Origin of the sequence: Pseudoalteromonas maricaloris (genome assembly GCF_024746855.1) — a bacterium.
GTDB classification, from domain to species: Bacteria; Pseudomonadota; Gammaproteobacteria; order Enterobacterales; family Alteromonadaceae; genus Pseudoalteromonas; species Pseudoalteromonas maricaloris.
Window position 1 is genome coordinate 1,666,279 of the sequence record NZ_CP024625.1, and the last position, 26,233, is coordinate 1,692,511.

Genomic DNA, 26,233 nt, shown 5'->3' on the forward strand with positions numbered 1-26,233 from the left:
AACGAGATGATTAAACTACCAACAATCGCACTAGCCTTGGTAAGTGCAGGCCTCATGGGTTGCGGATCACAGCAATCTGGCAATGAAACCCTGACGGCACCAGGTGCACCTGGCGTTAAACCTTATTGGTCATACTCTGGAAAAACGGGGATTGGCACGTCGTACGAAGTGTACGAAGACGGCAAGTACAGCGATTCCACGGTTACTAAAGCAGTTTCAAAGGTATGGTTTTCTGTTGCAAAAGGGATGATCACAGAGACCATGTTTGGACTTATTCACCAAGCGCAGATCAAAGACATGCAATTTATCATCGTGGGTGACGGCTTTGCAGTGAAAGAATCTGATACTGACGCCCTAGATGTCACGATTGACTATCTTTATAAAGATGCCAGTGGACGACCGTTATCGCTGGCTTACAAAATTTTAAGCAAAGATAAACAAGGTCGCTTTACCCTTGAAAAGCACATTTTTACCGACCCTGATGGACAAACCTTGTTTGTTAGAGCAAAAGTAGATACTGATCTCAAAGATGTACAGACTTTTGTGAACGTTAATCCATACGTGAATAACAATGGCTTAAACGATTTTGCAAAAGTGACAGAGCAAGGTTTGTTAGCATGGGAAGGTAAGAACTATCTCTCATTGCGGAGCAAAACCGGTTTTGTTGAAGCATCTGTCGGTTTTACTGGCACCAGCGATAATTTAGCGGCACTTGAGTCTACAGGACATATAGCTCGGGCTTATGCGTCTACAGGCAAAGAAAGTGGCAACGTTAACTGGTTGGCAAACTTAGGACAAGTAAAGGGCAGCAGCACCTTTGATCTTACCTTGAGTTTTGGTCATTCTCAGCAGCAAAGCTTTGCTGAGGGGGCAGCCACATTAGCCAAAGGTTACGATAAGGTATTGGCTGATTATAATGGCCAAGGCGAAGCGACGGGCTGGCAAGATTATCTCGACAGTTTAGTGCCGCTAAAGTCCATGACGGCAAATACCGCAGACAACGGCAAGTTACTTTACACCAGTGCGCTTGTGCTTAAGGCGCAAGAAGATAAAACCCATGCCGGCGCGCTGATAGCATCGTTGTCAAATCCGTGGGGTGACACAGTGCCAGCAGAGCAAGGCCATACCGGTTATAAAGCAGTATGGGTGCGTGATTTTTATCAAGTAGCGATGGCATTTTTGGCGATGGGAGATACACAAACAGCACTCACTGCTTTTGAGTATCTAGAAAAAGTGCAGGTTACGGATAAAACACCGGGTAACCATGGTGATACTGGCTGGTTCTTACAAAAAACGCATGTAGATGGCGAGCTTGAGTGGGTTGGTGTACAACTTGACCAAACGGCAATGCCGATTATGCTGGCATGGAAACTGTGGCAAGCGGGTGTGCTAAGCGATGATAGACTGGTTTATTGGTACAATAAGATGTTAAAGCCCGCAGCTAACTTCTTAGTTGAAGGTGGACTGGCTAAAATATTGTGGAATGACACGCAAATCACACCGCCTGCGACGCAACAAGAGCGTTGGGAAGAGCAAAATGGCTATTCACCATCGACTACTGCGGCAATCATTGCAGGCCTTGTAACGGCGAGCGACATTGCTAAATTGGCCGGTGATAAAGCGGGACAAGAGAAATTCCTTGCGACGGCGCAGCAGTACAATCGTGATGTTGAGTCATTCATGTTCACAACCAAAGGTAATTTGCAAAGCAAACACAGTGACGGTCAATATTTCTTCCGTATTGGACAAGACGAAAACCCTAATTCCAGTACGACCTTAAATGCCAATAATGGCCGCAGCGGAATGGATAAGAAGCAGATCATCGACGGTGGCTTCTTAGAACTTGTGCGTTACGGGGTTAGAGGGGCTGACGCTCCGAGCATCGTGGCTACCATGCCTGAATACGATGATGAGTCGATAGCTGAAAACTTAAGAGTAAAATATAGCTTTAAATTTGATGGCGATGTTAATAGTTATCCGGGGTACCGCCGTTACGGTAACGACGGTTATGGTGAAGACGAGAAGCGTGGTATCAATTATGCCGAAAATGGTCAGAATACCGATGGCCAACGCGGTCGAGTGTGGCCTTTCTTTACCGGAGAGCGTGGTCACTATGATATTGCGCTGGCGCTGCTCGATGGTGAGTTGAGTGCGGATGAACAGAGCAAAATACAAAATACTTATGTGAAGGGGATGGAGCACTTTGCTAATGAAGGCATGATGTTACCTGAGCAAGTATGGGATGGTGTGGGTAAAAATACCTTTGGCTATCAACTTGGAGAAGGAACGAACTCGGCGACGCCTTTGGCTTGGACACATGCTGAATACGTAAAGTTAGTACGCTCTCTTAATGAAAAGCAAGTATGGGATCACTACCCAATCGTAGAAAATAAACTGAAATAACATACAGTAAGTAAACACATAAAAAATGCCGAAGATGAGTTCGGCATTTTTTATTCGATTCCGCTGAAGATCTAGCTATCGCGAAGATTGTCTAATAATAAGTTTGGGCGGTAAGAGGGTAGAGGCTACCGCTTTACCTCGGATAAGCGTAAGTAAGTTATCGACCAGCATTTGTCCTGCCAATGTGGTGTTTTGCTGCACAGTAGTTAAAGAGGGAGAAACATAACCCGCTGCGGCAATGTTATCGAAGCCAACGACATGTACATCATGAGGGACGCGAACACCTGCTTCTTGAAGCGCCTTAATCGCGCCAATAGCAATGAGATCGCTAGCTGCGAAAAGCGCGTTAAATTTAACATTGTTGGCGATTAAGGAGCGAGTTGCATGATACCCAGAGTCTTCTGTGGAAATAGCATTTGCCATCTTACGGTCGCTCACCTCAATACCTTTTGCTTTAAGGGTGTCTCTAAAGCCTTTAAAGCGCGCAAAAAATTCTGGGCTGTGATCCGAAGCATCGCCAATAAACGCACAATCTGTTCTGACCATGTCGATTAAATGCTTTGCAGCCAATACACCACCACCGTAATTGTCGCAGCTCACAGTTAGGTCTGGACGGTTATCAACCGTTGCCCCCCAACAAACAAACTTTGTGTGGTTGTCGAGTAGAGTTTGTAACTTTGACTGGTAATCGATGTAATCACCATAGCCTAGTAAAATTAACCCGTCAGCACGGTGACTATCCTCGTAATCGGCATGCCAATCACTGCTCGTCGATTGGAACGATACTAAAAGGTCATAGCCTTCTTTTGCACACGCTCGGGTAATACTGCCAAGCATACTTAAAAAGAAAGGATTAATTTGCGACTCATCTTCTGTGGGATCTTCAAATAACAGCAAAGCTAATGTACTGCTTTGCTGAGTGCGCAGATTACTCGCGTTTTTATCGACCTTATAGTTAAGCTTTTTAGCAATCTCATGAACGCGACGACGAGTTTCTTCGTTAACCAAAGGGCTATTTCTTAGGGCGCGCGACACCGTAGATTGCGAAACGCCAGCATAATGGGCGATATCAAATGAAGTTGCTTTACCTTTCATGTTCTTCTCAACGCTTAAGACAGTGACATTGTCAGCCATTCAATTTTTTTTTCAACCAATTTCACCGAATTTGCAAATTTTTATTGATACAGTCTGACACCGGTGTCATAATGTCGATGTTTTATCATTTTGTTGTCAAAACGTATTTGGCTGCCCTATGCCAAGGGCAGCATTTTTTACCAAATTAACAGAATAACAGGTAAGAGCAAAAGCCAAGGCGTGCAAATTTTGGCGAGTTGAGACAGTAAATTGCAGGACGTGTGCTGGCAGCCCTGATGTTAGCCCAAGCATAATCGCAGTGATAAAGAGATAATAATATGAGCCAGACAACAAGCCATTCATCCGTGCCGTTTGAGCCGATTGTCGTTGCCGACATCGGGGGAACAAACGCCAGATTTGCAATCGTGTCAGATTTTGATACGCGAACTAACCATTTTGTAATTACGCATCAAGCCACTTTTCCTAGTGCTGAATTCCAGTCTTTTGAATCCGCTATCCAAAAATATTTAACTGAGCTACCTGTTGCGCAGCCAAGCCGAGCCTGTCTCGCGGTTGCCGGTCCTATCAAATCTCAGCAAGTTCATTTAACTAATTTAGGTTGGCATTTTAATTCCGAAGACATCAAAGCCCAGTTCGATTTTACCGAACTTGCCGTGATCAACGACTTTGCTGCTTTTGCCTATGCGGCGCCCTACTTAGCACTAGAGAAAAACTTAGTGATTAAGCAAGGTCAGCCTGAGCTAGGTGCAAATATCGGCGTAATGGGTCCTGGCACTGGATTTGGTGCAGCTTGTCTTGCTAGAGATATTAACGGCAGCGCGGTGATGAGCTGTGAAGCGGGACATATCTCACTTGCACCGGTTACCGCCTTAGACAAAGAGCTGTTAACGGTACTGCGCGCGAGTATTCAACATGTCTCAGTCGAGACGGTGTTTTCGGGCCCAGGTATTGCGAGACTCTACAAAGCCATGGCAGAAGTGCGTGGTGAGCAAGCTAAAGATCTTAATGCGGCGCAGATCAGTGCACTTGCGAAAGAATGTAAAGTGTGCGATGCGACATTGAGTCACTTTTGTGACTGGATGGGTAGTGTGGCTGGCGATTTAGCACTGACTTTTGGTGCCTTAGGTGGTGTTTATATAGGTGGTGGGATCTTGCCGCGGATGAAAGCGCGATTACAAGCAAGTAGCTTTGTTGAACGCTTTACCGAAAAAGGCATGATGTCACAGTACACGAGCCAAATTCCAGTTACTTTGGTGGTACAAGATAATATCCCACTGATTGGCGCAGCTGCATGTATTCATGAGCGACGCCGGGCTTAAGGGAAAATCGATGAAAAAAGTAACTATTAATAGCGTTGCCGAATATGCCGGAGTGTCTAAAAAGACAGTATCTCGGGTATTAAATAACGAGCCAAATGTTAGTCCAGCAACGCGGGAAAAAGTCCTGAAGGTCTTTGAAGAGCTGAATTATAAGCCTAATCCTATTGCACGCGGCTTGGCACAAAATCGTAGCTTTATCATCGGCTGTTTATACGACAACCCATCAAAAAGCTATATCACGCGAGTGCAAAGCGGTGCGCTGGAAGCGTGTCAGAAACATAGTTACAATTTATTGATACATCCTTGTGAACTGCGCGGCCAAGACCTTATCGACAATGTTGATCAGCTGCTTACCACCTCGAGACTTGACGGTATTGTGCTTACTCCGCCATTTTCAGACTCTAACGAGCTTATTGCTTTTTTAAAGCAGCGAAATATTCCTTATGCACGCGTTGCTTCAGCCATTGAAGGCGATGATTCGATTTCAATTCGCAGTAATGACGAGCAGGGCGCTTTTGAGTTAACTGAGCATCTTATCAATTTAGGTCATACCGAAATTGCCTTTATTAAAGGTCACCCTGATCACAGTGCCACGGAAAATCGTTTCTCTGGTTACCAAAAAGCATTAGCAAAGCATGGTATTGAATATCGAGAGCGGTTAGTTGCAGAAGGTAACTTTAGTTATCATTCAGGTGCAGACAGTGCAAAAGCTATATTGGACTTAGAGCCAAGACCAACGGCTGTATTTGCATCAAACGACTACATGGCTGCGGCCGTGTTAAAACTTGCTACGCAGCGAGAGATCAAAGTGCCCGAGCAGCTATCTATTGCTGGGTTTGATAACGCACCTATCGCAAGGCATATTTGGCCGGGTCTGACGACAATAGCACAACCTGTGGAAGAAATGACTCGGATAGCGGTAGAAGAGCTGATTAAGCATATATCTCAACCGCAAGAAGCACCGTTTCAGCAAGTTTTAGAAGCTAAACTCATCACTCGAGAGTCGACGAAAGCGCGCTCGAATTCATAACTTTTTCAATTTTTATACTTGCCCCAAAGCCCAACGCTTAGCCGTTGGGCTTTTTATTTTCGCAGCTACTAGGGAAAACGTTGCGGACTAGATAAATGCGCAGATTTATGTCGCGATAATCAGGCTCGCTGACCCAGCGATTAAAGGCCATGTTACCAAGTTAAGGCTCATTGATAACTTTGCTATCAAATAATGATTTCGCTCAATCATTAATATTATTCTTTTTGTCATAATAATTACTAATAAAATCAGTTAGGTAATGGTTTTAATACCGCTGATATCGGCAAAGTTTTAAGTGGTTATAATTTGGTCATTTTAAAAAGTTAGACTAAATTTATAAGAAGGGTTGACACCGGTGTCAGCTTTATGCGTAAATATAGTGACACCGGTGTCAGGTTGGGGTGAGAGACAACCTGATAGCGTACCTTTGAACGGGTAAATCAAAGCAGCTCTGTACAAGGATTATCACGAATGCTGGTAATCGTGCAGAGCCTTTTTCCTCTAACACTAGAGAGTCAGTAATATGTTGCATCCACGAATTCAGGAAGTCACCGAACGCGTCATTGAGCGAAGCAAAGCAACACGTCAAGCCTATTTAGCTCGAATCCAACAAGCAAAAAAACAAACGCGCGTACGAGCGGGACTGGGCTGTGGAAACCTAGCACACGTAATGGCTGCTTGCTCAAGCAGTGATAAAGCTCGTTTAAAAGAAGACGAGCAACCAAACCTAGCAATTATCAATTCGTACAATGACATGTTGTCTGCGCACGAACCTTATAAAGAATATCCAGATTTAATTAAAGCAGTGGCAAACAAGTTTGACGCGACTGCGCAAGTAGCGGGTGGTGTACCTGCTATGTGTGACGGGGTTACCCAAGGCCGAGATGGCATGGAACTGTCTTTGTTCTCTCGTGATGTTATTGCTATGTCAACAGCGGTGGCATTATCACACGATGTCTTCGATGGGGTTTTCTGTCTTGGTGTATGTGACAAAATCGTCCCAGGACTATTAATTGGTGCTTTGTCTTTTGGCCATTTGCCCATTTTCTTTTTACCCGCAGGTCCAATGCAATCTGGGATCCCGAACAAAGAAAAGGCACGTATTCGTCAAAAGTTTGCACAAGGCTTAGTCAGCCGCGAAGAGTTACTGGAAGCTGAGAGTGCTTCATACCACAGTGCAGGTACTTGTACTTTCTACGGTACGGCGAACTCGAACCAGATGCTAATGGAGATCATGGGTCTTCATTTACCTGGTAGCTCGTTTATCAACCCATACACAGAATTAAGAGATGGCTTAACGGCGAGTGCGGTTGAGACCATGCTAACTCAGCTACTTGACGGTAAAAGCGGCAATGCACTTGCGGATATCGTGAGTGAAAAAACCGTGATCAATGGTTTGGTCGGTTTGTTGTCTACTGGTGGTTCTACCAATCATGCCATTCACTTAGTCGCAATGGCAAAAGCGGCTGGCGTTCAAATCACTTGGAAAGACATGGCGGATTTGTCTGAAGTAGTGCCGTTATTAACGCGTATTTATCCAAATGGTCATGCCGATGTAAACCACTTCCAAGCGGCTGGTGGCATGGGCTTCTTAATGCGTGAATTAAGAGATGGCGGCTTCTTACACAATGACGTAAAAACGATTGTGGGTGAAGGACTTGATGCTTACACGATGGAACCACTACTGGATATCAACAGCAATGTGATCATCAGCGATAATCAAGGTCCAGCCAAAGTGAAGTGGGTACCAGTACCTGAAAACTCACTGGATGAAGAAGTGCTTCGCCCAGTAGCAAATCCATTTAACAAGCAAGGCGGCTTGCAACTACTTAATGGTAATTTGGGTAAAGCGGTGATTAAAGTGTCTGCGGTACAAGAGCAGCACCAAACGGTGACTGCACCGGCGAAAGTATTCAGCTCTCAAAGCGAATTACAAGAAGCCTTTAGTGCTGGCAAGCTTAACCAAGACTTTATTGCTGTGATTAAAGAGCAAGGCCCTAAAGCGAAAGGTATGCCTGAGTTACATAAACTGACACCTGTCATGGCTACATTACAAGACCAAGGTTTTAAAGTGGCGATTGTGACTGATGGTCGTATGTCTGGTGCTTCGGGTAAAGTACCTGCGGCGATCCACCTTGCGCCGGAAGCGGTTGAAGGTGGTGCAATTGCAAAAGTACACGAAGGTGATTTGATCACCTTAAATGCACCAAAAGGCGAATTAGTGCTACATGTTTCTGATGAAGAAATGGCACAGCGCGAATTACAGCTTTCACCGCAATCGCAAACATTTGGTACGGGTCGAGAGCTATTCTCAGGATTTAGACACGTAGTGAGCAGTGCAGATCAAGGCGCATGCTCATTTGGCATCGAAGAATAATAACAGTGGGAATGAGGGTGAGCATGAGTATTAAAGAGATATTGTCAGCAGCACCAGTGGTTCCGGTTATCGTTATTGATAACCTCGAAGACGCGGTGCCGCTTGCTACGGCATTGTTTAATGGTGGCTTAAAAGCACTTGAAGTGACACTTCGTACACCGGTGGCAGCGCAAGCGGTAAAAGACATTAAAGCGGCTTTACCAGACGCCTATGTTGGTACTGGTACGGTAGTGGATAAGGCAACCTTTAATGCCTCTGTAGAAGCCGGCGCTGACTTCATGGTAAGTCCAGGTGTCAATGACGAATTATTGGAACTGGCAAAGTCGTCAAGTATTCCATTTCTTCCAGGTGCTGCAACGCCAAGCGAAGTGATGAAGCTTGCAAGTCATGGTTTTGAATTCTTAAAGTTTTTCCCAGCAGAAGCTGCAGGTGGTGCACCAATGCTTAAATCCATTGGCGGACCAATTCCACAAGTAAAATTCTGTCCAACGGGTGGTATTTCGTTGGCAACTGCACCTAAGTATCTTGCACTCGACAATGTGGTATGTGTGGGCGGTACTTGGATGCTTGATAAAGCACTTATCGCAAACAAAGACTGGCAAGCCATTGAAGCGCTTGCGAAACAAGCAAGTGAAGTAAAATAGATTAGGGGACAGTTATCATGATTAATATCGCAATTAATGGCTATGGACGTATCGGTCGTAACGTACTTCGTGCACTGTACGAGTCAGGTCAGAATAAAGACATCAAAGTCGTTGCTATCAACGATCTCGCACCTGCAAACGTAAACGCGCATTTAACCCAATTTGACTCTGTACATGGTCGCTTTCAAGAGCAGGTTGTTCTTAACGACAACACACTCGTTATCGGTGGTGACGAAATCACGCTAACGCAAGAGCGTGACCCTGCAAATCTTCCTTGGAAAGCGCTAAACGTTGATATCGTGCTTGAATGTACAGGGTTGTTCACTTCTCGCGAAGCTGCGGCTAAACACATTGAAGCCGGTGCGAAAAAAGTGATTGTATCTGCGCCGGGCACAGATATGGATGCAACGGTTGTTCATGGCGTTAACAGCGAAGTGCTAAATGCTGAATCAACCATTATCTCTAACGCATCTTGTACCACAAACTGTCTTGCGCCTATTGCAAAAGTATTGAATGATACTATTGGTATTGAGCAAGGTAGCATGACAACCATTCATGCCTACACCAACGATCAGAATCTATCAGACGTTTACCACCCTGATTTATATCGTGCGCGTAGTGCTACTCAGTCGATGATCCCGACGAAAACGGGTGCGGCAAAGGCGGTTGGCTTAGTGCTTCCTGAACTTGCTGGCAAACTAGATGGTATGGCGGTTCGTGTGCCAACCATCAACGTATCACTGGTTGATTTAACGTTTGTTGCTAAGCGTGAAACTTCAAAAGAAGAAGTGAATGCAGCAATCAAAGCGGCTGCTGAGGGCGTGATGAGTGCAATCCTTGAGTACAATGAATTACCTTTGGTTTCTATCGATTTCAACCACAACCCGGCTTCTTCAGTGTTTGACTCAACACAAACCAAAGTAGATGGAAAGCTGGTAAAGGTGATGGCTTGGTATGATAACGAATGGGGCTTCTCTTGCCGCATGCTAGACCAAGTTAAAGCACTAGGTGCATTTTTATAATCAGGATTAATTTCTGACCAAAAGCTCTGCAGATCGCGGAGCTTTTTTGTTTTTGACGGAAAAATTGCCATTCTTCCTTATCAATTAGTATAAGTTCCTTGAGGATCGGCACCGTATATGGAAAAATTCACCACACAAACACCAATAACTCCAAACGAGGATTCAATTATGCGCATCATCTTGCTAGGCGCGCCGGGTGCAGGTAAAGGTACTCAAGCTCAATTTCTAATGGACAAATATGGGATCCCTCAGATCTCTACAGGCGACATGTTACGTGCTGCTATCAAAGAAGGGACTCCGTTGGGTCTTGAAGCGAAAAAAGTCATGGATGCAGGTCAACTAGTATCTGACGAAATCATTATCGGCTTGGTAAAAGAGCGCATCGCTAAAGAAGATTGTGCAAATGGCTTCTTGCTTGATGGCTTCCCTCGCACAATTCCACAAGCAGATGCAATGAAAGAAAATGGCATCAAAGTTGACCATGTTATCGAATTTGACGTGGCTGATGAGATCATCGTGGAGCGTATGAGCGGTCGTCGTGTACACCCAGGTTCTGGTCGTGTTTATCACATCGTTTACAATCCGCCTAAAGTAGAAGGCAAAGATGACGTAACGGGTGAAGACTTAATCATTCGTGATGACGACACTGAAGAGACAGTACGTAAACGTCTAGCGATTTACCATGAGCAGACAAAACCTCTAGTAGATTACTATAGTGCAGAAGCGGATGCTGGTAACACGCAATATCACAAACTAGATGGTACACAAGCTGTTGATGCGGTAAGCAAGCAGTTAGGTGAACTATTGGGTTAATAACTAAGCGTTTGCTTGGTTAACAAGTAGGAGTCCTATGAGACTCCTACATTATCTCTAAACTAGCTAAATCGTTTTAATAAGTGCTGTAGTGGAAAGTAATACTTTCTTTTCGACTTGGCTCTGCATAATGGAAGTTGCCTGTGGCTTCTACTCTATGAACGATAGAGGCTGAAATTCCCGCTTTAAATGCCTCACCATTAAACGTAGCTGTATTCCCTGAATCGTTAGGATTAATTTCAATGCACTTGAAAGGTGCCGTGCTGTATGCACGACTGAAACAAAGCTCCACCGTTTCATTGCCAGGATCGGCGTAACCCGCTGAAGTATAGCTAACTCCAGTGATAGTACCCGTTTTACTTCCATATGGGATATCACTTAAATCGATGTTTAATACAGAAAACTCTGTAGTCGAAAGACCGCCTGCTGAGCTTAATACTAGCATCCGACTAGGTTGTTTTTCTTTCGTGATCATAAAATCGTCAGCAATTGCTTGACCACTAAGCGCGAGTGAAGAAATGAAGAGGGCGGTAAGAGACATCTTTTTCATTAACAATTCCTTATTGTATAGTCTAATACCAATTGCACTAAGTCTCCAATCAATTTAAAGGGTGAAATACCATATTAGCGTCGTTAAAAATTTCTCATTTAGAACAACTAAATAACAAAATTTTTGCCTAGCTACTAAAGCTATTTCTCCGCTTCAAATAGCTCATTTACCTAATACAATTGGTATAATTCAAGCTACGCAGTGCAACCGCATAGTGGCGTGATTGTAATGAACGAAGAATATTTGGGTCAACCTTAGATTTGTAAAATAATGCGACTAAATCAGTCGTTTATGGTTTTATTTTGATGGTTCTTATGAGTAAGGGGCCGGTGCCCCTTACCAGTTTTACGCTTTTGCGATAAATATAGCACGGAGCGGAGCGGGGTAGCCTTCAATGGTTTTGCTAGTGTCATTTGGATCTAAGAAATCAGCAAGCGACTCTGTTTCCATCCAAGGGGTTTGGCGCTGCTCGTCTAACGACGTGACGTCTTTGTTTACCACTTTGATATCTTTAAAGCCCACACGCTCAAGCCATAATGTTAATGCGTCGCAGCTTGGAATAAACCATACATTGCGCATCTTGGCGTAGCGGTCGGTCGGCACTAATACGGTATTTACATCGCCCTCAATGACGAGTGTTTCTAGCACTAATTCGCCACCTTTTCTTAGCTGAGACTTTAGCTGCGCTAAAAAGTCGATTGGTGAACGACGGTGATATAGCACGCCCATTGAAAACACAGTATCAAATGCTTTTAACTCAGGCAGTTGCTCTACACCTAGCGGTAGCAAATGCACGTTTGGATCGGGATTAAAGTGTTTAATAGTTTGGAATTGGCATAAAAATAGATCGGAAGGATCAATGCCAACAACAAGCTCTGCGCCTTCGCCGCGCATACGCCACAAGTGATAACCAGAGCCACAGCCGATATCCAAGACATTACGGCCGTGAAGGTCGCTAATATGGGGGAGCAGTCGGTCCCATTTCCAGTCGCTGCGCCACTCAGTATCAATATGGACGCCATGTAAATGAAATGGTCCCTTACGCCATGGCATCATGCGTTTTAGTAAATGCGTTAATTGCTTTTGATGACCTTCATTAACGTCTTCGCCAGTACCTATCTCAACCTTGGTTTTTATATCAACATGCGTGGTTGAGATCTCTGGTAGATTTTTAATGACTTTTTCCCATTTCGGCCAGTCGCCATGTTGGGCTTCTTTTTGCCAATGGCTAAGCTGCGCAGGCAACGTTTCTAGCCAATGGCTCAAAGGGGTTTTCGCAATGGTTGCATAAAAGTCGGTAAACCAATGATTCATAATTGCCTCTATTTTATTGCTACCATTGAGCAGAAGTTAAAGCACTGATACCACACTTGAGTTTGATTAAAGCCAATATCCTCTAATCTTGTTATATGGGTACTTAATGAGTCCGTGCGCATCACGTTTTCAATCGCAGTGCGTTTTTGGCTGATCTCTAATTCTGAGTAGCCATTGTGGCGTTTAAAGTCGTGGTGAAGGTCGATAAGTAAGTTGTCTTTAGTACCGTTTTCACCGCGGATTTTTTCACTTAATAGCAGTACGCCACCAGGTTTTAAACCCTGATATATTTTTTCGAGAACTGCTTTGCGGTTTTCTGGTGGAATAAACTGTAGGGTGAAGTTCATCGCAACGACAGATGCATTGCTAATCTCTATTTCATTGATATCACCTAAAGTGACCGAGACTGGGACGTCAGATTTAAAGCCTTTTAAATGCAGTTGGCAACGCTCTACCATAGGCTGTGAATTATCCACGGCAATGATATGACAGTTTTCTTTATCTATATTTCTACGCATGCTTAGCGTGACCGCGCCTAAAGAGCAGCCTAAGTCATATAAGTTTGAGTTACTTTGCGCGTAAGTACCCGCAAGTTTGCCCATTGTGCTTACTATTGTCGCGTAGCCCGGCACTGAGCGTTGGATCATATCTGGAAACACTTCGACGACATTGGCGTCGAAAGTGAAATCTTTTACTGCTTGCTCAGTGGCATAAATACTGTCTTTGCCCGTCACATTAAATCTCTCTTTGAAAATAATCTCGCTATTTTAGCATTTTATGCTGGATAGTCAGTGATAAATTCAGTAGCTTGGCTACTATTAATAATAAGAAGTAAATATGAGACCAAAAATGGCGAAAAGCAAAGTGATTAGCACAGAAGATATCCTCTCAACGCTATGCCACTCAGTAACAGAAGTTCTGTCGTCGGCAAGCGGCAACCAAATTAACTATTCCGCGATGGTACAAAAGATCACTCGTACCTGTATGAGGCCTGACATCGGCTGTTTCGTATTGTTTGATGGCGGCTTTACCGGTTTAGTCGTAACTAATTTTACCGCGCAAGCAGCAATGGAGGTGTATACCGATTACATGCGCAACATGGGCATGCCTGAAGAAGAAATTGCGCATAGTCATTTGTCCGACGACGTTGCCAATGTATTGGGTGAGTTGATGAACCAAATTGTTGGTGATTTCACCAACAAAGTACGTGAGCAACTACATACCTCTATCACGCAAAACCAACCTAAGATGATGGCTATCAACAAACAGGTGCAGATCTCGGTAGACACAACGATGGATCGCCCGCAGGCTAGACGCGTTACCTTTACCACGCAAGGTCAGAATATTTTCTATCTTGAATTGGCAATGGATAAAACTGAATTCATTAAGCTACATGACTTTGATATTGCGGAGTCGGTAGACCCAGATGACATTATTGCAAGTCAGGCTGAGAAGAAAAAGCCAGCGAAGCCGCAGGAAGAAGATGTTGTAGATGACGACTTTATGGACCAGTTAGGACTGTAAAACCGTATTTAAATACATGTGTTTGAGCACCTAACAGAAAGGCCACCTCAGTGGCCTTTCTGTTAGGTAAAAATCTTTATTTCGCCCTAGGATAAAATATATAGTAATGGCACTAATGCAGTGCGCCTTTTCCTGCATTAAGCTCAGGTGCTTCTTCTACATGCTTTATGGATGTTAGCATCATAAAGGCTTCATTGAACTCAAAGCGGGCGATGGCGGTTTTTAATTTCTGTAGTTCTGGTTCAGTCAAATAGCTACTTACTGAAATTGAGTCTACTAGCTCTGTGGCTTGAGTATCATAATCTCTTAACGCACACGCAAGCTGGATAAGTTCCTCTAATTGACTATTGCCACCTTTTTCTTCGTTGTTTTTCGTTACATTTTTTACCTGATGAGACGCTTCTTTTTTACGACGTTTTTGGCATTGTTCCAGTGCATATTTGACGTATTTAATCAGCTCGTCAATTTCGCTCGCATTAGGTGGGCGGACATTAAGAGAAGCTTCAATGTGCTTAAACTCTTCAGTCAGCCTAACAATCGAAAGATTAGCGCTAGCACCTTTTAATGCATGTAACATGCTATGTGCCAGTTCAAAATTCTCAATGGCTAAAGCCTGTTTTAAATTGATCAGCTCTTCAATCTGCTGGGATAGGAACTTTTCTAAGATATCGAAGTAAACCTTTTGGTTGCCAGCTGCTCGAGCAATACCTTCGGCAATATCAATGCCTTCAAACTCAATGACCTCATCAACTTCCTCTCCTTCTGTAGTGACTTCTGGTTGGTTTGCTACAGGCGTTGCTGAAAGGTTACTGGTCTCAGCGCTTGCATATTTCAAAATACTTTTAACGAGTTGCTCTACGTCGATGGGTTTGGTGACGTGGTCATTCATACCAGCATCGATGCAAGTCTGGATGTCTTCTTCCATGGCATTGGCGGTCATCGCGAGTATAGGAAGCGTATTTTTATCGAACTCTATACGCAGGTTTTGCGTCGCGGTAATGCCATCCATCACTGGCATTTGCATATCCATTAAAACAATATCTATATGTTTGCTATGAACTTGCTCAATGGCTTCTTGCCCATTATCAGCGACCGCCACTTGAGCTCCGAAGCTAGATAAGATCTCCACTGCGATTTCCTGGTTGACAGGTTGATCCTCCGCAACCAAAATCGATATGCCATTTAGTGCTTGTTTACTAATCGTTTGTTCTTTTTTGGTGATAGTGGTTCTTATTTCTGGTGAGTCAAACACGGCATTTTGAATAACGTCCACAAGATTTGACGGATTAATCGGCTTTAAAAGTACACCATCGACTAAACTGGCTTGGCTATCGTTGAGGTTTAATTCTCGACCATAAGCTGTGACTAAAATGAACTTACTTTGCGACACATCGATTTGCGATTGCAGCTTAGTGATCAGCTCGATACCATCTAATTTCGGCATATGCCAATCGACGAAAATAAGATCGGGTAAATCTTGTGTCAGGACGAATTGATTTAACGCCTTATGAGGGTCTAAATAAGAGCAAACCTGCATACCAAAGTTTGTTAGCATACCACTTAACACGTCCAATGCGTGTTGGTTATCGTCAATAATAGTTGCTGATAACTCTGATATGTGGGTAGAGGCCATTTTCGCCTGACTCAGCTCGTCACTGACTTCCATTTCTAATGTGAAATAAAACTCCGAACCGACGTTCTCCTCACTCTCAACATATATTTCTCCCCCATAAGCTTGACCAGTTGCTGCGAAATCGTGAGGCCAAGCCCAGTACCGCCATATTTTCGGGTGATTGAATTGTCTGCTTGCGAGAAAGATTGAAATAGGTTTTTTTGCTGACGTTTATTCATGCCAATACCGGAGTCTTTGACGTTAAACTTAATTTTCGCTAACCCTTTTTCTACGTTGACGAGGGCAACACGAATAACAACCTCCCCGGTTTCCGTGAATTTAACCGCGTTACCCGCTAAGTTGATGAGTACTTGGCTTATTCTAAATTGATCGCCAATCACGCAGTAGGGCACTTGTGAGTCTAGATCAAAGACTAACTCTAGTTGTTTTTCTTGGGCTTTTACACTGACGATAGTGGCAACACTGTCAAGTAGCTTTTCTGTTGAAAAAGCCTGATATTCTAACTCGATTTTGCCAGCTTCGATTTTTGAAAAATCGAGTATATCGTTGATCAATCTCAGTAATTGCTTTGCCGCAGTATCTATTTTTGATACGTAGTCGTGCTGCTTTGCATTTAATTCGGTCGCGAGTGCGAGATGAGACATACCAATAATCGCGTTCATTGGGGTTCTAATTTCATGGCTCATGTTGGCGAGGAATTCGCTTTTCGCTTTTGCCGAGTTTTGGGCCAAGTCTTTTGCTTCTATGAGTTCTCGTTGTAGTTGGTTCCTCTCCGAAACATCAAGGTACATGCCAACAATCCCAGCTACAGCGCCATTTTCATTAAAAAATGGCGCTTCGTATACAATCAGTTCCCGCGCCTGCTCTTGGCCATCGAGCAATAGTACTTCGTAAGTTTGCTCTTGATTTGTGGTGATAATTTCGTGGGCTTTGGACTCAAATAGGCTGGCTATTCCTAAATCAAAAATTTCGTCTAGTTTGGCGCCAATCACATCTACTTCAAATTGATCTAACAGCGCCAAAAAGGACTTGTTTACCCCCATAAATACCCCGTCAATAGAACGATAGTACGTCGGGTTTGGGATAGCATTGATAATGTGGTGGGTAAGTTCAAGTTGTTCACTTAAGGCCGACTCTGTCTTTTGTTGTTTTTCGATATTTTCATTAATAGCAAGCGCGAGACTTAAGTCCTTACACAAGTACTCAAGCGCTTCAAATTGGCTGTCTATCAACGCCTGTGCACTACCGACTAGCAGCACATAAACTACATGATTACCGATGGCTAGTGGAAAGCAATAACGGCTTTGTAACTTCACTTCAACTTCTTGTTCTTTGAGCCACAGCGGTTCTTGTTGTACTTGTGGTTTATTATTTGTTGCGCAAAGCGCTATCGTGGACGCAATAATTGAATGGCTTGGTGTCACCCCATGGCTTTTCACTAATGACAAGGTGTCGTCTTCTGAATTGGCATAGAGGCAAACACTCGGTGCATTGAACTCATTGGCAATAAACTCTAGTGCGTGGCGCACGATAGGCTCGGAACCGGTTATGGATTTTAGTTCGCGATTATAGTTTTCGATAATTGCAGCTGACGCCAACTTTTGGCTTTGAGAGGTGGTGGCAGCATGGATCGCTTGTGTGAGCCGTTTTACATCTGCATCACTGTTTGTTGGGGCGACTGAAAGAGGGGCGCCGTTTAACGCTTGTGCACGTAACGTATTGACGATGCGGTAGAGCGGGGAGAAATGTTTAGTGCGCATAAACCAAACATAAAAGCCTAAAAATAGTGTTAACACCGCGAAAGCAAGGCCAGTAATTAACAGTATTTTAAGTTGTTGATTGGTGCGTGTTTCGAGTTCAGCGTTTGCAATGAGAGGTAGTTGCGAGATGGCGTTTTGATAACTTTGAGGTAAATCGACCTGTTCAACCGTGTTTGCTAAAAATCGAGATTTTAATCTTGCTTGAGTTTCATAAATTTGTTGTAGCGGCAGTGGCAATGAGTGACTTGGTGCAGCTTTGATGTCATCGAGCCATTGGGCGTTTTTATCTTTGCTATACATCTCAAGTGAGAGGTGGTTGTGATAAGCGGTATTAACGTCGGTCGCGAGTGTGCTATGAGTGGTTGTTGAGTAGTAGATAAGCGTTGCGCTTCCTAAGGCTGCCATCAAGGCGAAAAGTGCGATCCAACTTAGTAATGCTTTTGAGGACATAAGTTATTATTTACGCGTGAATTTATATATAAACATAGTCGCGATATACAATTTCTCAAGCTATGCTTTAAAAAGTGTCTATCGTAAGGATTTGAGTAACGCTACATGTCAGACATTTTAATTGTTGACGATATGCCGGAAAACCTCCAAGTATTGCAGCTCATACTAAGAAAGGAAGGATTTAAAGTATTGGCAGCACGAGGGGGGGACATTGCCTTAGGTATCGTTAAAAAGCATCAGCCTGAATTAATTATTACTGACATAAAAATGCCAAATATGTCGGGAATTGAACTATGTAAAATGCTTAAGTCCGACAATTCAACGGCGGCCATTCCCGTTATTTTTGTGAGTGCTTATGAAGACAGCGAGAGCTTGGTACAGGCATTCGAGGTCGGTGGTGTTGATTATATCACCAAACCCTATAAACCCGCTGAAATCATAGCCAGAGTAAACACCCAATTTAAGTTAATTGAAGCGCAAAAGTTAGCGGTAAAACAGCAGCTATCTAAGGCAATAAACCAAATGGTGATGGGGATTGCTCACGAAATCAATACCCCGCTTGGTACCAGTATTACGTCCAACACCTTTTTAGAAGGCGTCATGCAAGAGCTACAAAGTGCACTTACCGCAGGTACGCTTACGCAGGATGGGTTGGTTACGGGGTTTGAACAGATCAAAGACAGTAGTGCGCTGTGCAGCCGTAATCTAGAAAAAGTGGCTAAGTTTGTTAGCTTATTAAAATCGGTCTCTCAGTCTGAGCGAGATAGCAGCTGTGCTGACGTTAAATTACAAGAAATAGAAACAAGACTGAAAAAAGATTTTTCAAAGCAAGACGTACAAATTCAGTTTGTTAGTAACACAACAACTGAGGTTTATGTGGATGGACAAGCTCTGGTTGAGGTACTGAGCAACTTAGTTGAGAACTCCATTGCGCATGCCTGGATTGACCATGATCACCTTGCGACTATCACCTTCACGCACTCGGGTAACAATTTACATGTGAATTATACTGACAATGGAATAGGGCTTAGAGGAATTAGTACACAAGAGTTATTAAAACCATTTGTTACAACAAAAAGAGGTAATGCAGGTCATGTTGGGTTAAGCGCAAATTTAACTGCCAACTTGGTTTCAGGGGCACTCAATGGAGAGTTTAGCGTGAAAAATACACCGCAAGGATTGGAGTGGGATATCCAAATACCGATAGATGCCCCCGATAATGCTTGATCTGCATCAAAAGTCTCAGGTCCTATACATAAAAGCGGACATAAGTCCTTATATCATTTGCCCTAATTCAATAAGCTCGCTCGCTGTTAAAACGTAATCTTTAAAAAGTACTCTGCTAACCATGTAATTAGCTACACTTTTTGAAGAATTATCGACAACACGATCGTATAAGGGCTTTTTAGCCTTTGCTGTTGCTGTTTTTAGCGAGTCTTGTTAGATGCAAGTTTACTGCTTAAAAACAACCCCCTAGGTTAACAGACCCGATAACATACGCCTTACCTTCTACTAGGTACGCAGTGTTGAGATGACACGGGAAGTGCGTTATTTACTCCAATGTGCAATTGAGTAAATAACCATGAATTACTAATAATTTTGGTGGAACCATTATGCAACAGTTACCTACCGTAGACTATCAATCGCCAAATGCTGCGAAAGAATTTGTAGAATCTTTAAGAAACACGGGTTTTGGTGTACTAAAAAATCACCCAATCCCACAAGAGTTGGTTGAATCAATCTACAAACATTGGCAAGAATTTTTTAATTCAGAAGAAAAACACGAATTCCTTTTCAATAAAGAAACCCAAGATGGTTACTTCCCATCAGAAGTCTCTGAAGTTGCGAAAGGTTTTACAGTAAAAGACATCAAAGAGTACTTTCACGTTTATCCAAAAGGTCGTGTACCGGCTCAATTAGAAGCAGAAATTCGTGAATATTACCGTTTAGCGAGCGAGTTTGCTCAAGAATTGCTAAGCTGGGTACAAGCGGAAGCACCAGCAGATGTGAGAGCGAGATTCTCTATTGATCTCAAAGATATGATCAAAGAATCAGAGCAGACATTACTGCGTATTCTTCATTACCCACCAATGACAGGCGATGAAGAACCAGGTGCAATTCGCGCCGCAGCTCATGGTGATATCAATCTACTTACTGTATTGCCTGCGGCAAATGAGCCTGGCCTACAAGTGCAAAGACAAGATGGCAGCTGGTTAGACGTACCATGCGACTTTGGTTCGTTGATTATTAACATTGGTGACATGCTGCAAGAGGCGTCGGGTGATTACTTCCCATCGACAATTCACCGTGTGATTAACCCAACAGGCAAAGCGTCGACGAAATCTCGTATTTCATTGCCGCTATTCTTACATCCAAGACCGGATGTTGTGTTGTCAGAGCGTTACACTGCAGATAGCTATTTGCAAGAGCGTTTAAGAGAACTTGGGGTTAAGTAATCTGCGAATAACCTGAACGATAAGGTTAAATCGATAAAGCGACTTGATGTAATATTGAGTCGCTTTTTTATTATGTGTCTAACAATCCCTAATCTCTGTTAGTCCTTGTAATTTGACGATTATTGCAATTTTTCACTGACAATCCTCACAATCTGTGCAATATTAGTTTTTTTCAAAATGAAGAAATTTCTTGAAAAATTTAATGACAACGCTGTCATTTGTTGTGTAACATCAATTCAACATGAATGAAAAACCGTGTCTAACGAAAATAATAACGCGGTCTAATCCAGAACAAGGTAGGGGTCTTTACATGATGGCTAAACAGGTTAACCAAGACCAACTATACATCGGCGTCGATGGTGGTGGAACAAAATGCCGCGCTACAATTTATTCTCTTCAACATGGCGTTTTGGGTACGGGTCTAGGCGGTCCTGCGAATCCCTTACATGGTTTAGAGCGTACGCTTGAATCTATCATGGTGTCGACACAAATGGCGTTACAAGACGCGGGTCTTCGTGTTGAACAAGTACATGAGCTAAATGCAGGTCTTGGCCTTGCAGGTGTTAACTTACCCGCGCTCTATGACAAAATCATGCAATGGGAACATCCCTTTAAACAAATGTTCCTTACCACAGATTTACACACGGCGTGTATTGGTGCTCATGAGGGGAGCGATGGTGCCGTGATTATTACGGGCACCGGCTCCTGTGGTTTTGCCTTGGTTGATGGTAAAACAGTGAACTATGGTGGTCATGGCTTTGCTCAAGGAGATATGGGCAGTGGCGCATGGATGGGATTAGAGGCGGTAAAAGCTGCATTGCTCGATCTCGATGGCCTTGGCAAAAAAACGTCATTGAGCCAAGTATTACTAGAGCACTTCAGTGCGAAAGGGGCAATGGGTATTGCAGAGCAAATGGCGGGACAACCGTCTAGTGGTTATGCAAAGCTGGCTCGTTATGTATTAGAGCAAGCCAAGCTAAATGATGAAATTGCTCTTACTATCGTAAAGTCTGGTGCGGAATATATTAGTCGTTTAGCAAAGCGTTTACTTGAACTAAACCCGCCTAGACTCTCTATGATCGGCGGATTATCAGAGCCGCTACAACCTTGGCTCGACCCAGAAGTTGCAAAGCAAGTCCAATTACCGAAACAACCTCCTGAAATGGGGGCAATTTACTTTGCAATTCAAAGTGCAGGTCAAGAATTAAAAAAGGCGAACTAATGACGACTCAATGTTATTTTGCTCCAGAATTTTTTGATGGTGAAAGTGTTAGAAAAGACGTTTACTTCGAAATAAACAACGGCCAAATTGGTTATATCAATGAGTCGCAAGCGACCAATGTATCTAAGTTATCGGGACTAGTTGCACCAGGCTTTATTGACGTACAAGTTAATGGTGGTGGCGGTGCATTTTTTAACGCCGAACAATCGACGGCATGCTTGGCGACTATGGTTAAAGCACATGGCCAATTTGGTTCCACGGGATTAATGCCAACCCTTATCACTGACAAAATTGAAGTGATGCAACAAGCGGCAGATGCAACAGCAGAAGCGATTGCTACTAATCAGCCCGGAGTGCTTGGGATCCATTTTGAAGGTCCACACTTATCTCATCCTAAAAAGGGTACGCATAGCGAAAAGTTCATCAGACCAATTTCAGAGCAAGAATTTGCGGTTTACGCGCGTCAAGATTTAGGCATCAAAATGGTGACTTTAGCACCTGAAACTGTGCCACTTAGCGATATCGAACGCTTGATTTCATTGGGTGTGAAAGTGTGTATCGGTCATTCAAACGCGGACTATGACACCGCTAACGCTGCACTCAATATTGGCGTTGATGGCTTTACTCACCTATTAAATGCAATGTCTGCGTTTACTTCCCGTGAGCCGGGCGTTGTCGGCGCCGCACTTTGGAATGACAATAGCTGGTGTGGTTTGATTGTTGATGGCCATCACGTTCATCCATTGTCGGCGCAGCTTGCGATTCGTACTAAGCAGCGTGGCAAAATGATGCTAGTGACGGATGCCATGCCTCCAGTTGGGACAGATGATACGGAGTTTGACTTTTTTGACGGCAGAAAAGTTATTCGTACCGGTGATCGATTAAATTCAACAACCGGTGAGCTTGCTGGCAGTGTATTGGATATGGCAAGTGCGGTGCGAAATACCGTCAATACGCTTAACGTGAGTCTAGCGGAGAGTTTGCGCATGGCCTCACTTTACCCTGCGCAATATCTTGGCTTGTCTCAAAAGGGGCATCTAAGATCGGGTGCTGATGCTGATTTCGTGGTGCTCGATAGCGATTTGATTGTGAAGCAAACCTATATTGGTGGCCAGTTGTTATAACTGATATGCAATCGAGTAGTGGACGGAAACGGCCGCTTAAGTTTCCCTGATAAAACCCCGCAGCAGTACCGCGGGGCTTTGTTTTTTAAGCTTAGCCGGTAATTGGTTAAGCAAGGGTGGATCGACAACTCGGGTAGTTATTGTCGTGTGTAATGATAGAGTCATGATTGCAACGCGCATCAAAACTAACCTTGAGGCAAATGGATTTGCTTGATTGAGCGATCCATAGTTAATGTTTTCACGCGGATAAATAACAATGACAACGAATAATAAGCCAAAGCGACTTGCGTCTTTAGATGCCTTACGCGGCATGGATATGTTCTGGATCTTAGGTGGCCAGTCTATTTTTGCGACACTGTTTGTATTGACCGGATGGCAAGGCTGGAAGGCTTTTGAAGCGCACACGCTACACAGCCCTTGGCATGGCTTCACTTTTTATGATCTTATCTTTCCACTGTTTATCTTTTTATCAGGTGTGGCGATGGGCTTGTCACCTAAACGTATCGACCATCTGCCCTTTAATGAACGTAAACCGTTTTATCTCAAAGCACTGAAGCGCCTTTTGTTACTGTGTGCTTTTGGCGTGTTATACAACCACGGTTGGGGAACTGGGATCCCAATGGATCCTGACGGTGTTCGCTACGCCAGTGTATTAGGTCGCATTGCGTTTGCTTGGTTCTTTTGTGCTTTACTGGTTTGGCATACGAGCTTGCGAACCTTGGCTTATGTGGGTGTAGGCATATTGATATTTTATTGGTTACTGCTTTGCTTTATCCCGGTTCCTGGTGGGCAAGCGGGGGACTTAAGTGCAAATGGTGTTGGTAGTTGGAATGCGTTCATTGATACGTATTTACTACCAGGGATCAGTTATCAAAATCGTCCTGTTGACCCAGAAGGTGTGCTGTCAAGCTTACCTGCCATTGTAAATGCTATCGCAGGTGTATTTGCTGGTCGTGTTATTGCTAATGCACAAACGCAGGGAGAGTGGAAAACCGTTGGTATTTTGGCAGGCTCAGGTGTACTCGTCTTAGCACTAGGTTGGCTTTGGGATATGCAATTTCCAGTTAATAAAGAGCTTTGGACAAGCTCATTTGTGCTAGTAACCGTCGGCTGGAGTGCAATTCTACTAGCGGTATTTTACGCGATAGTAGATGTACTGAGTTTTCAGCGTTGGGCGTATCCATTTGTTATTATAGGAGCCAACTCCATTATTATTTATTTGGCGTCAAGCTTAGTGAATTGGACCTTTATTAGTAAAAGCGTATTCGGTGGCGTGATTGCCGCCGTGCCAACTGCGTGGCAACCATTAATTGCTGTTTTTGCGCTACTGGCGGTACAGCTTTTAGTGCTGCATTGGATGTATAAACGTCGTATTTTTGTAAGTGTGTAATATTCACAAGCCTCCTTCCAAAAAGCCCACCGTTGTGGGCTTTTTAACACCTTTCGATTGCATAGAGTAAAAAATATCCATATTTTTTTTCACTTTTGCTTTACAAGCGAATTATTTCTGATAATAATGACAGCGTTGTCATAATGGTAATAACCTAATGTTGTGTATCCCAATTAGGTTCGATCTGACCTTGCTTTGATTGCACGCGAGGCAAGGCTCAGATCCCATTTTATTCTAATCATCTCAACATTTGGTTAATTGTATGCAAGTAGTCATTTTAAAAGACGCTGCCGAAGTGGCAGCATATGGTGCAGACATTTTTACAACGCAATTAAAGCGTAAAGCTAACTCTGTGTTGGGATTAGCGACGGGTTCAACACCGGTCGCTTTGTATCAAGAATTAATTAAGCGTAACCAAGCGAACGAAATCAGTTTTGCTGAAGTTACCAGCTTCAACCTAGATGAATATTTAGGCTTAGATGGCTCGCACCCGCAAAGTTATCGTTACTTTATGCAGCAGCAGCTGTTTGACCATATCAACATTGATAAAAGTAACACGCACGTACCACCGGGGGATGCAAAAAATCCAATTACGGCGTGCGGCGAGTATGAAGCGCGTATTAAATCTGCTGGTGGTATTGATGTACAGCTATTAGGTATTGGCAGAAATGGCCATATTGGCTTTAACGAGCCATCTTCTGGCTTAACGTCACGCACTCGGGTTAAAACCCTAACGAAAGCGACGATTGATGATAATGCTCGTTTTTTTAAAGCTGATGAGTACCAACCTCACTTGTCAATCACAATGGGTATTGGCACGATTTTAGACGCTAAAAAAGTCGTGTTATTAGCGACGGGTGAAAATAAAGCCGATGCTGTTGTTGCTATGGTGGAAGGGCCGTTAACTGCGGCGTGTCCTGCTTCGGCACTACAAATGCATCGTGATGCTGTAATCGTCATCGATGAAGCTGCGGCATCTAAGCTAAAAGATATTGAATTCTATAAGCATATTGAAAACGAAAATCAAAAGCTGTTGGACTATCTTGCCTCTCTGTAGTGTGAAATCACACTGTAGTTTTCAAAAGCCCATTTATGGGCTTTTTTTTTGCCTGTACCTTTGTGCTATGGTAGTTTTAAGGTCTCACCGAGGTGGATAAAATGTTCCAGAACACGAAGGAATAGGGGCTTGCTGTATTACACGCAAATGACGTTGGACAGAGCGTCTAACGAAAGAAAAGATCAAAACTGGTTATTATCTCAAATGGGTGACAATAGTCGCTGGTTATTAATTCAAGACGACGCTAATTTAGTGCGTGCCCGAGATAATGAATTACATTATCTTTCTCGAACAGAAGTCGCTGATTTAGCACTCCAAGACGCGATATTCTTAGGTCGTGACGAAGCGCACAGCTATTTTGCGCTTGACGTCTCTAAACAACGAGACAAGCTTTCTTTTATTGACTCCGAGTCAGAGTTCATCGACATGCGCCAAGTGGGTCGTAACTTACCAAAGCAACAAGGCTCAATTGGCGTGCTTGCACGAGGCTTATGCTACTGGCATAAAACCCATTGTTTTTGTGGACGTTGTGGGCAACCCAATAAAATGGTTGAAGCAGGTCACGCAAGACGTTGTGTTAACCCTGAATGTCGCCATATGACGTTTCCACGTACCGATCCCGCCGTTATCATGCTTGTCACTCATGTTTTCCCTGATGGCGTTGAACGCTGTTTGTTGGGCCGTCAGGCTGTTTGGCCAGAAGGTGTATTTTCGACGCTGGCTGGGTTTGTTGACCCCGGCGAGTCGTTAGAGCAAGCCGTGATAAGGGAAGTGATGGAAGAGGCGGGTGTTGAAGCATATGACGCCACTTATATTGCCTCACAGCCTTGGCCGTTCCCGTCTTCACTTATGCTTGGATTTATCGCGAAGGCGAAAACCACAGAGATTTTTGTCGAGCAAGATGAGCTTGAGCAAGCTAAATGGTTTTCACGGGCGGAGCTTAATACATTTTCAGAGTGGGGTGATACAAAGCCCGGCTATAAACTCACCAGAGAAGACTCGATCTCCAGATATTTAGTTGAATACTGGCGTGCACAATCAGAAGAGTAA

The 26,233-nt window shown here is 43.7% G+C and carries 21 protein-coding genes; 15 read left to right on the forward strand and 6 right to left on the reverse strand.

What is annotated here, in order from left to right; translation table 11 throughout:
• The first annotated feature begins 6 nt into the window (after positions 1-6).
• Positions 7-2,403: a glycoside hydrolase family 15 protein gene (locus tag CTT31_RS07115; protein ID WP_260492255.1), complete on the forward strand. Its 2,397-nt coding sequence runs from the start codon at positions 7-9 to the stop codon at positions 2,401-2,403.
• Positions 2,404-2,478: 75 nt separating this feature from the next.
• Here the strand turns inward: CTT31_RS07115 and CTT31_RS07120 are convergent, their stop codons facing one another.
• A complete protein-coding gene (locus CTT31_RS07120) occupies positions 2,479-3,498 on the reverse strand; it encodes a LacI family DNA-binding transcriptional regulator (protein ID WP_260492400.1) in 1,020 nt (339 codons plus the stop codon).
• 317 nt (positions 3,499-3,815) lie between these two features.
• Between CTT31_RS07120 and glk the strand changes: the two genes are divergently transcribed.
• From glk to adk, 6 genes are all read left to right on the forward strand, one after another.
• Positions 3,816-4,817, forward strand: a complete 1,002-nt coding sequence (gene glk, locus CTT31_RS07125) for a glucokinase (RefSeq protein ID WP_039495541.1) — start codon at positions 3,816-3,818, stop codon at positions 4,815-4,817.
• 10 nt (positions 4,818-4,827) lie between these two features.
• Positions 4,828-5,847 (forward strand): LacI family DNA-binding transcriptional regulator, encoded by a 1,020-nt coding sequence (locus CTT31_RS07130; RefSeq protein ID WP_010378018.1) that lies wholly within the window; start codon positions 4,828-4,830, stop codon positions 5,845-5,847.
• A 523-nt stretch (positions 5,848-6,370) separates the two neighbouring features.
• Positions 6,371-8,224 carry a phosphogluconate dehydratase gene (edd, locus tag CTT31_RS07135; protein WP_039495544.1) on the forward strand — a complete coding sequence of 618 codons (1,854 nt, stop codon included), beginning with the start codon at positions 6,371-6,373 and terminating at the stop codon, positions 8,222-8,224.
• A 23-nt stretch (positions 8,225-8,247) separates the two neighbouring features.
• On the forward strand, positions 8,248-8,868 hold the full coding sequence (locus tag CTT31_RS07140; protein WP_010378022.1) for a bifunctional 4-hydroxy-2-oxoglutarate aldolase/2-dehydro-3-deoxy-phosphogluconate aldolase: 621 nt from the start codon (positions 8,248-8,250) through the stop codon (positions 8,866-8,868).
• Positions 8,869-8,885: 17 nt separating this feature from the next.
• The gene (gap, locus tag CTT31_RS07145; protein WP_260492256.1) at positions 8,886-9,890 is read left to right on the forward strand and encodes a type I glyceraldehyde-3-phosphate dehydrogenase; all 1,005 of its coding nucleotides are present in this window, start codon (positions 8,886-8,888) and stop codon (positions 9,888-9,890) included.
• A gap of 168 nt (positions 9,891-10,058) precedes the next feature.
• Positions 10,059-10,703: an adenylate kinase gene (adk, locus tag CTT31_RS07150; RefSeq protein WP_010378026.1), complete on the forward strand. Its 645-nt coding sequence runs from the start codon at positions 10,059-10,061 to the stop codon at positions 10,701-10,703.
• A gap of 76 nt (positions 10,704-10,779) precedes the next feature.
• Here adk and CTT31_RS07155 read toward each other — a convergent pair whose 3' ends face one another.
• From CTT31_RS07155 to cmoA, 3 genes are all read right to left on the reverse strand, one after another.
• Positions 10,780-11,253: a hypothetical protein gene (locus tag CTT31_RS07155; RefSeq protein WP_211859654.1), complete on the reverse strand. Its 474-nt coding sequence runs from the start codon at positions 11,251-11,253 to the stop codon at positions 10,780-10,782.
• A gap of 345 nt (positions 11,254-11,598) precedes the next feature.
• The gene (gene cmoB, locus CTT31_RS07160; RefSeq protein ID WP_017219248.1) at positions 11,599-12,567 is read right to left on the reverse strand and encodes a tRNA 5-methoxyuridine(34)/uridine 5-oxyacetic acid(34) synthase CmoB; all 969 of its coding nucleotides are present in this window, start codon (positions 12,565-12,567) and stop codon (positions 11,599-11,601) included.
• 8 nt (positions 12,568-12,575) lie between these two features.
• Entirely contained in the window at positions 12,576-13,301 is a 726-nt protein-coding gene (cmoA, locus tag CTT31_RS07165; protein WP_130126498.1) for a carboxy-S-adenosyl-L-methionine synthase CmoA, read from the reverse strand.
• Between the two features lie 115 nt (positions 13,302-13,416).
• Here cmoA and CTT31_RS07170 point away from each other — a divergent pair, with 115 nt between their 5' ends.
• Entirely contained in the window at positions 13,417-14,091 is a 675-nt protein-coding gene (locus tag CTT31_RS07170) for a DUF3334 family protein (protein ID WP_010378035.1), read from the forward strand.
• Between the two features lie 112 nt (positions 14,092-14,203).
• Here the strand turns inward: CTT31_RS07170 and CTT31_RS07175 are convergent, their stop codons facing one another.
• Together CTT31_RS07175 and CTT31_RS07180 are read right to left on the reverse strand one after the other, a co-directional pair.
• On the reverse strand, positions 14,204-15,757 hold the full coding sequence (locus CTT31_RS07175; protein ID WP_260492257.1) for a response regulator: 1,554 nt from the start codon (positions 15,755-15,757) through the stop codon (positions 14,204-14,206).
• 2 nt (positions 15,758-15,759) lie between these two features.
• A complete protein-coding gene (locus CTT31_RS07180; RefSeq protein WP_260492258.1) occupies positions 15,760-17,934 on the reverse strand; it encodes a PAS domain-containing hybrid sensor histidine kinase/response regulator in 2,175 nt (724 codons plus the stop codon).
• A gap of 105 nt (positions 17,935-18,039) precedes the next feature.
• On the opposite strand from CTT31_RS07180, the gene CTT31_RS07185 reads away from it, so the two are divergent.
• The 7 genes from CTT31_RS07185 to nudC all read left to right on the forward strand — a co-directional run bounded on the left by CTT31_RS07185 (position 18,040) and on the right by nudC (position 26,233).
• Positions 18,040-19,161: an ATP-binding response regulator gene (locus CTT31_RS07185; RefSeq protein WP_260492259.1), complete on the forward strand. Its 1,122-nt coding sequence runs from the start codon at positions 18,040-18,042 to the stop codon at positions 19,159-19,161.
• A 386-nt stretch (positions 19,162-19,547) separates the two neighbouring features.
• Complete coding sequence (locus CTT31_RS07190) at positions 19,548-20,390, forward strand: isopenicillin N synthase family dioxygenase (RefSeq protein WP_211859657.1); 843 nt, start codon at positions 19,548-19,550, stop codon at positions 20,388-20,390.
• Positions 20,391-20,700: 310 nt separating this feature from the next.
• Positions 20,701-21,612 carry an N-acetylglucosamine kinase gene (nagK, locus tag CTT31_RS07195; RefSeq protein WP_260492260.1) on the forward strand — a complete coding sequence of 304 codons (912 nt, stop codon included), beginning with the start codon at positions 20,701-20,703 and terminating at the stop codon, positions 21,610-21,612.
• Complete coding sequence (nagA, locus tag CTT31_RS07200; protein ID WP_260492261.1) at positions 21,612-22,736, forward strand: N-acetylglucosamine-6-phosphate deacetylase; 1,125 nt, start codon at positions 21,612-21,614, stop codon at positions 22,734-22,736. The genes nagK and nagA overlap by 1 nt, the downstream gene beginning before the upstream one ends.
• Positions 22,737-22,992: 256 nt before the next feature.
• Positions 22,993-24,126, forward strand: coding sequence for a transmembrane glucosamine N-acetyltransferase NagX (gene nagX / locus CTT31_RS07205; RefSeq protein ID WP_260492262.1), 1,134 nt, complete (start codon positions 22,993-22,995; stop codon positions 24,124-24,126).
• 262 nt (positions 24,127-24,388) lie between these two features.
• On the forward strand, positions 24,389-25,183 hold the full coding sequence (gene nagB, locus CTT31_RS07210) for a glucosamine-6-phosphate deaminase (protein WP_045988699.1): 795 nt from the start codon (positions 24,389-24,391) through the stop codon (positions 25,181-25,183).
• Between the two features lie 147 nt (positions 25,184-25,330).
• A complete protein-coding gene (gene nudC, locus CTT31_RS07215; RefSeq protein WP_017219254.1) occupies positions 25,331-26,233 on the forward strand; it encodes an NAD(+) diphosphatase in 903 nt (300 codons plus the stop codon).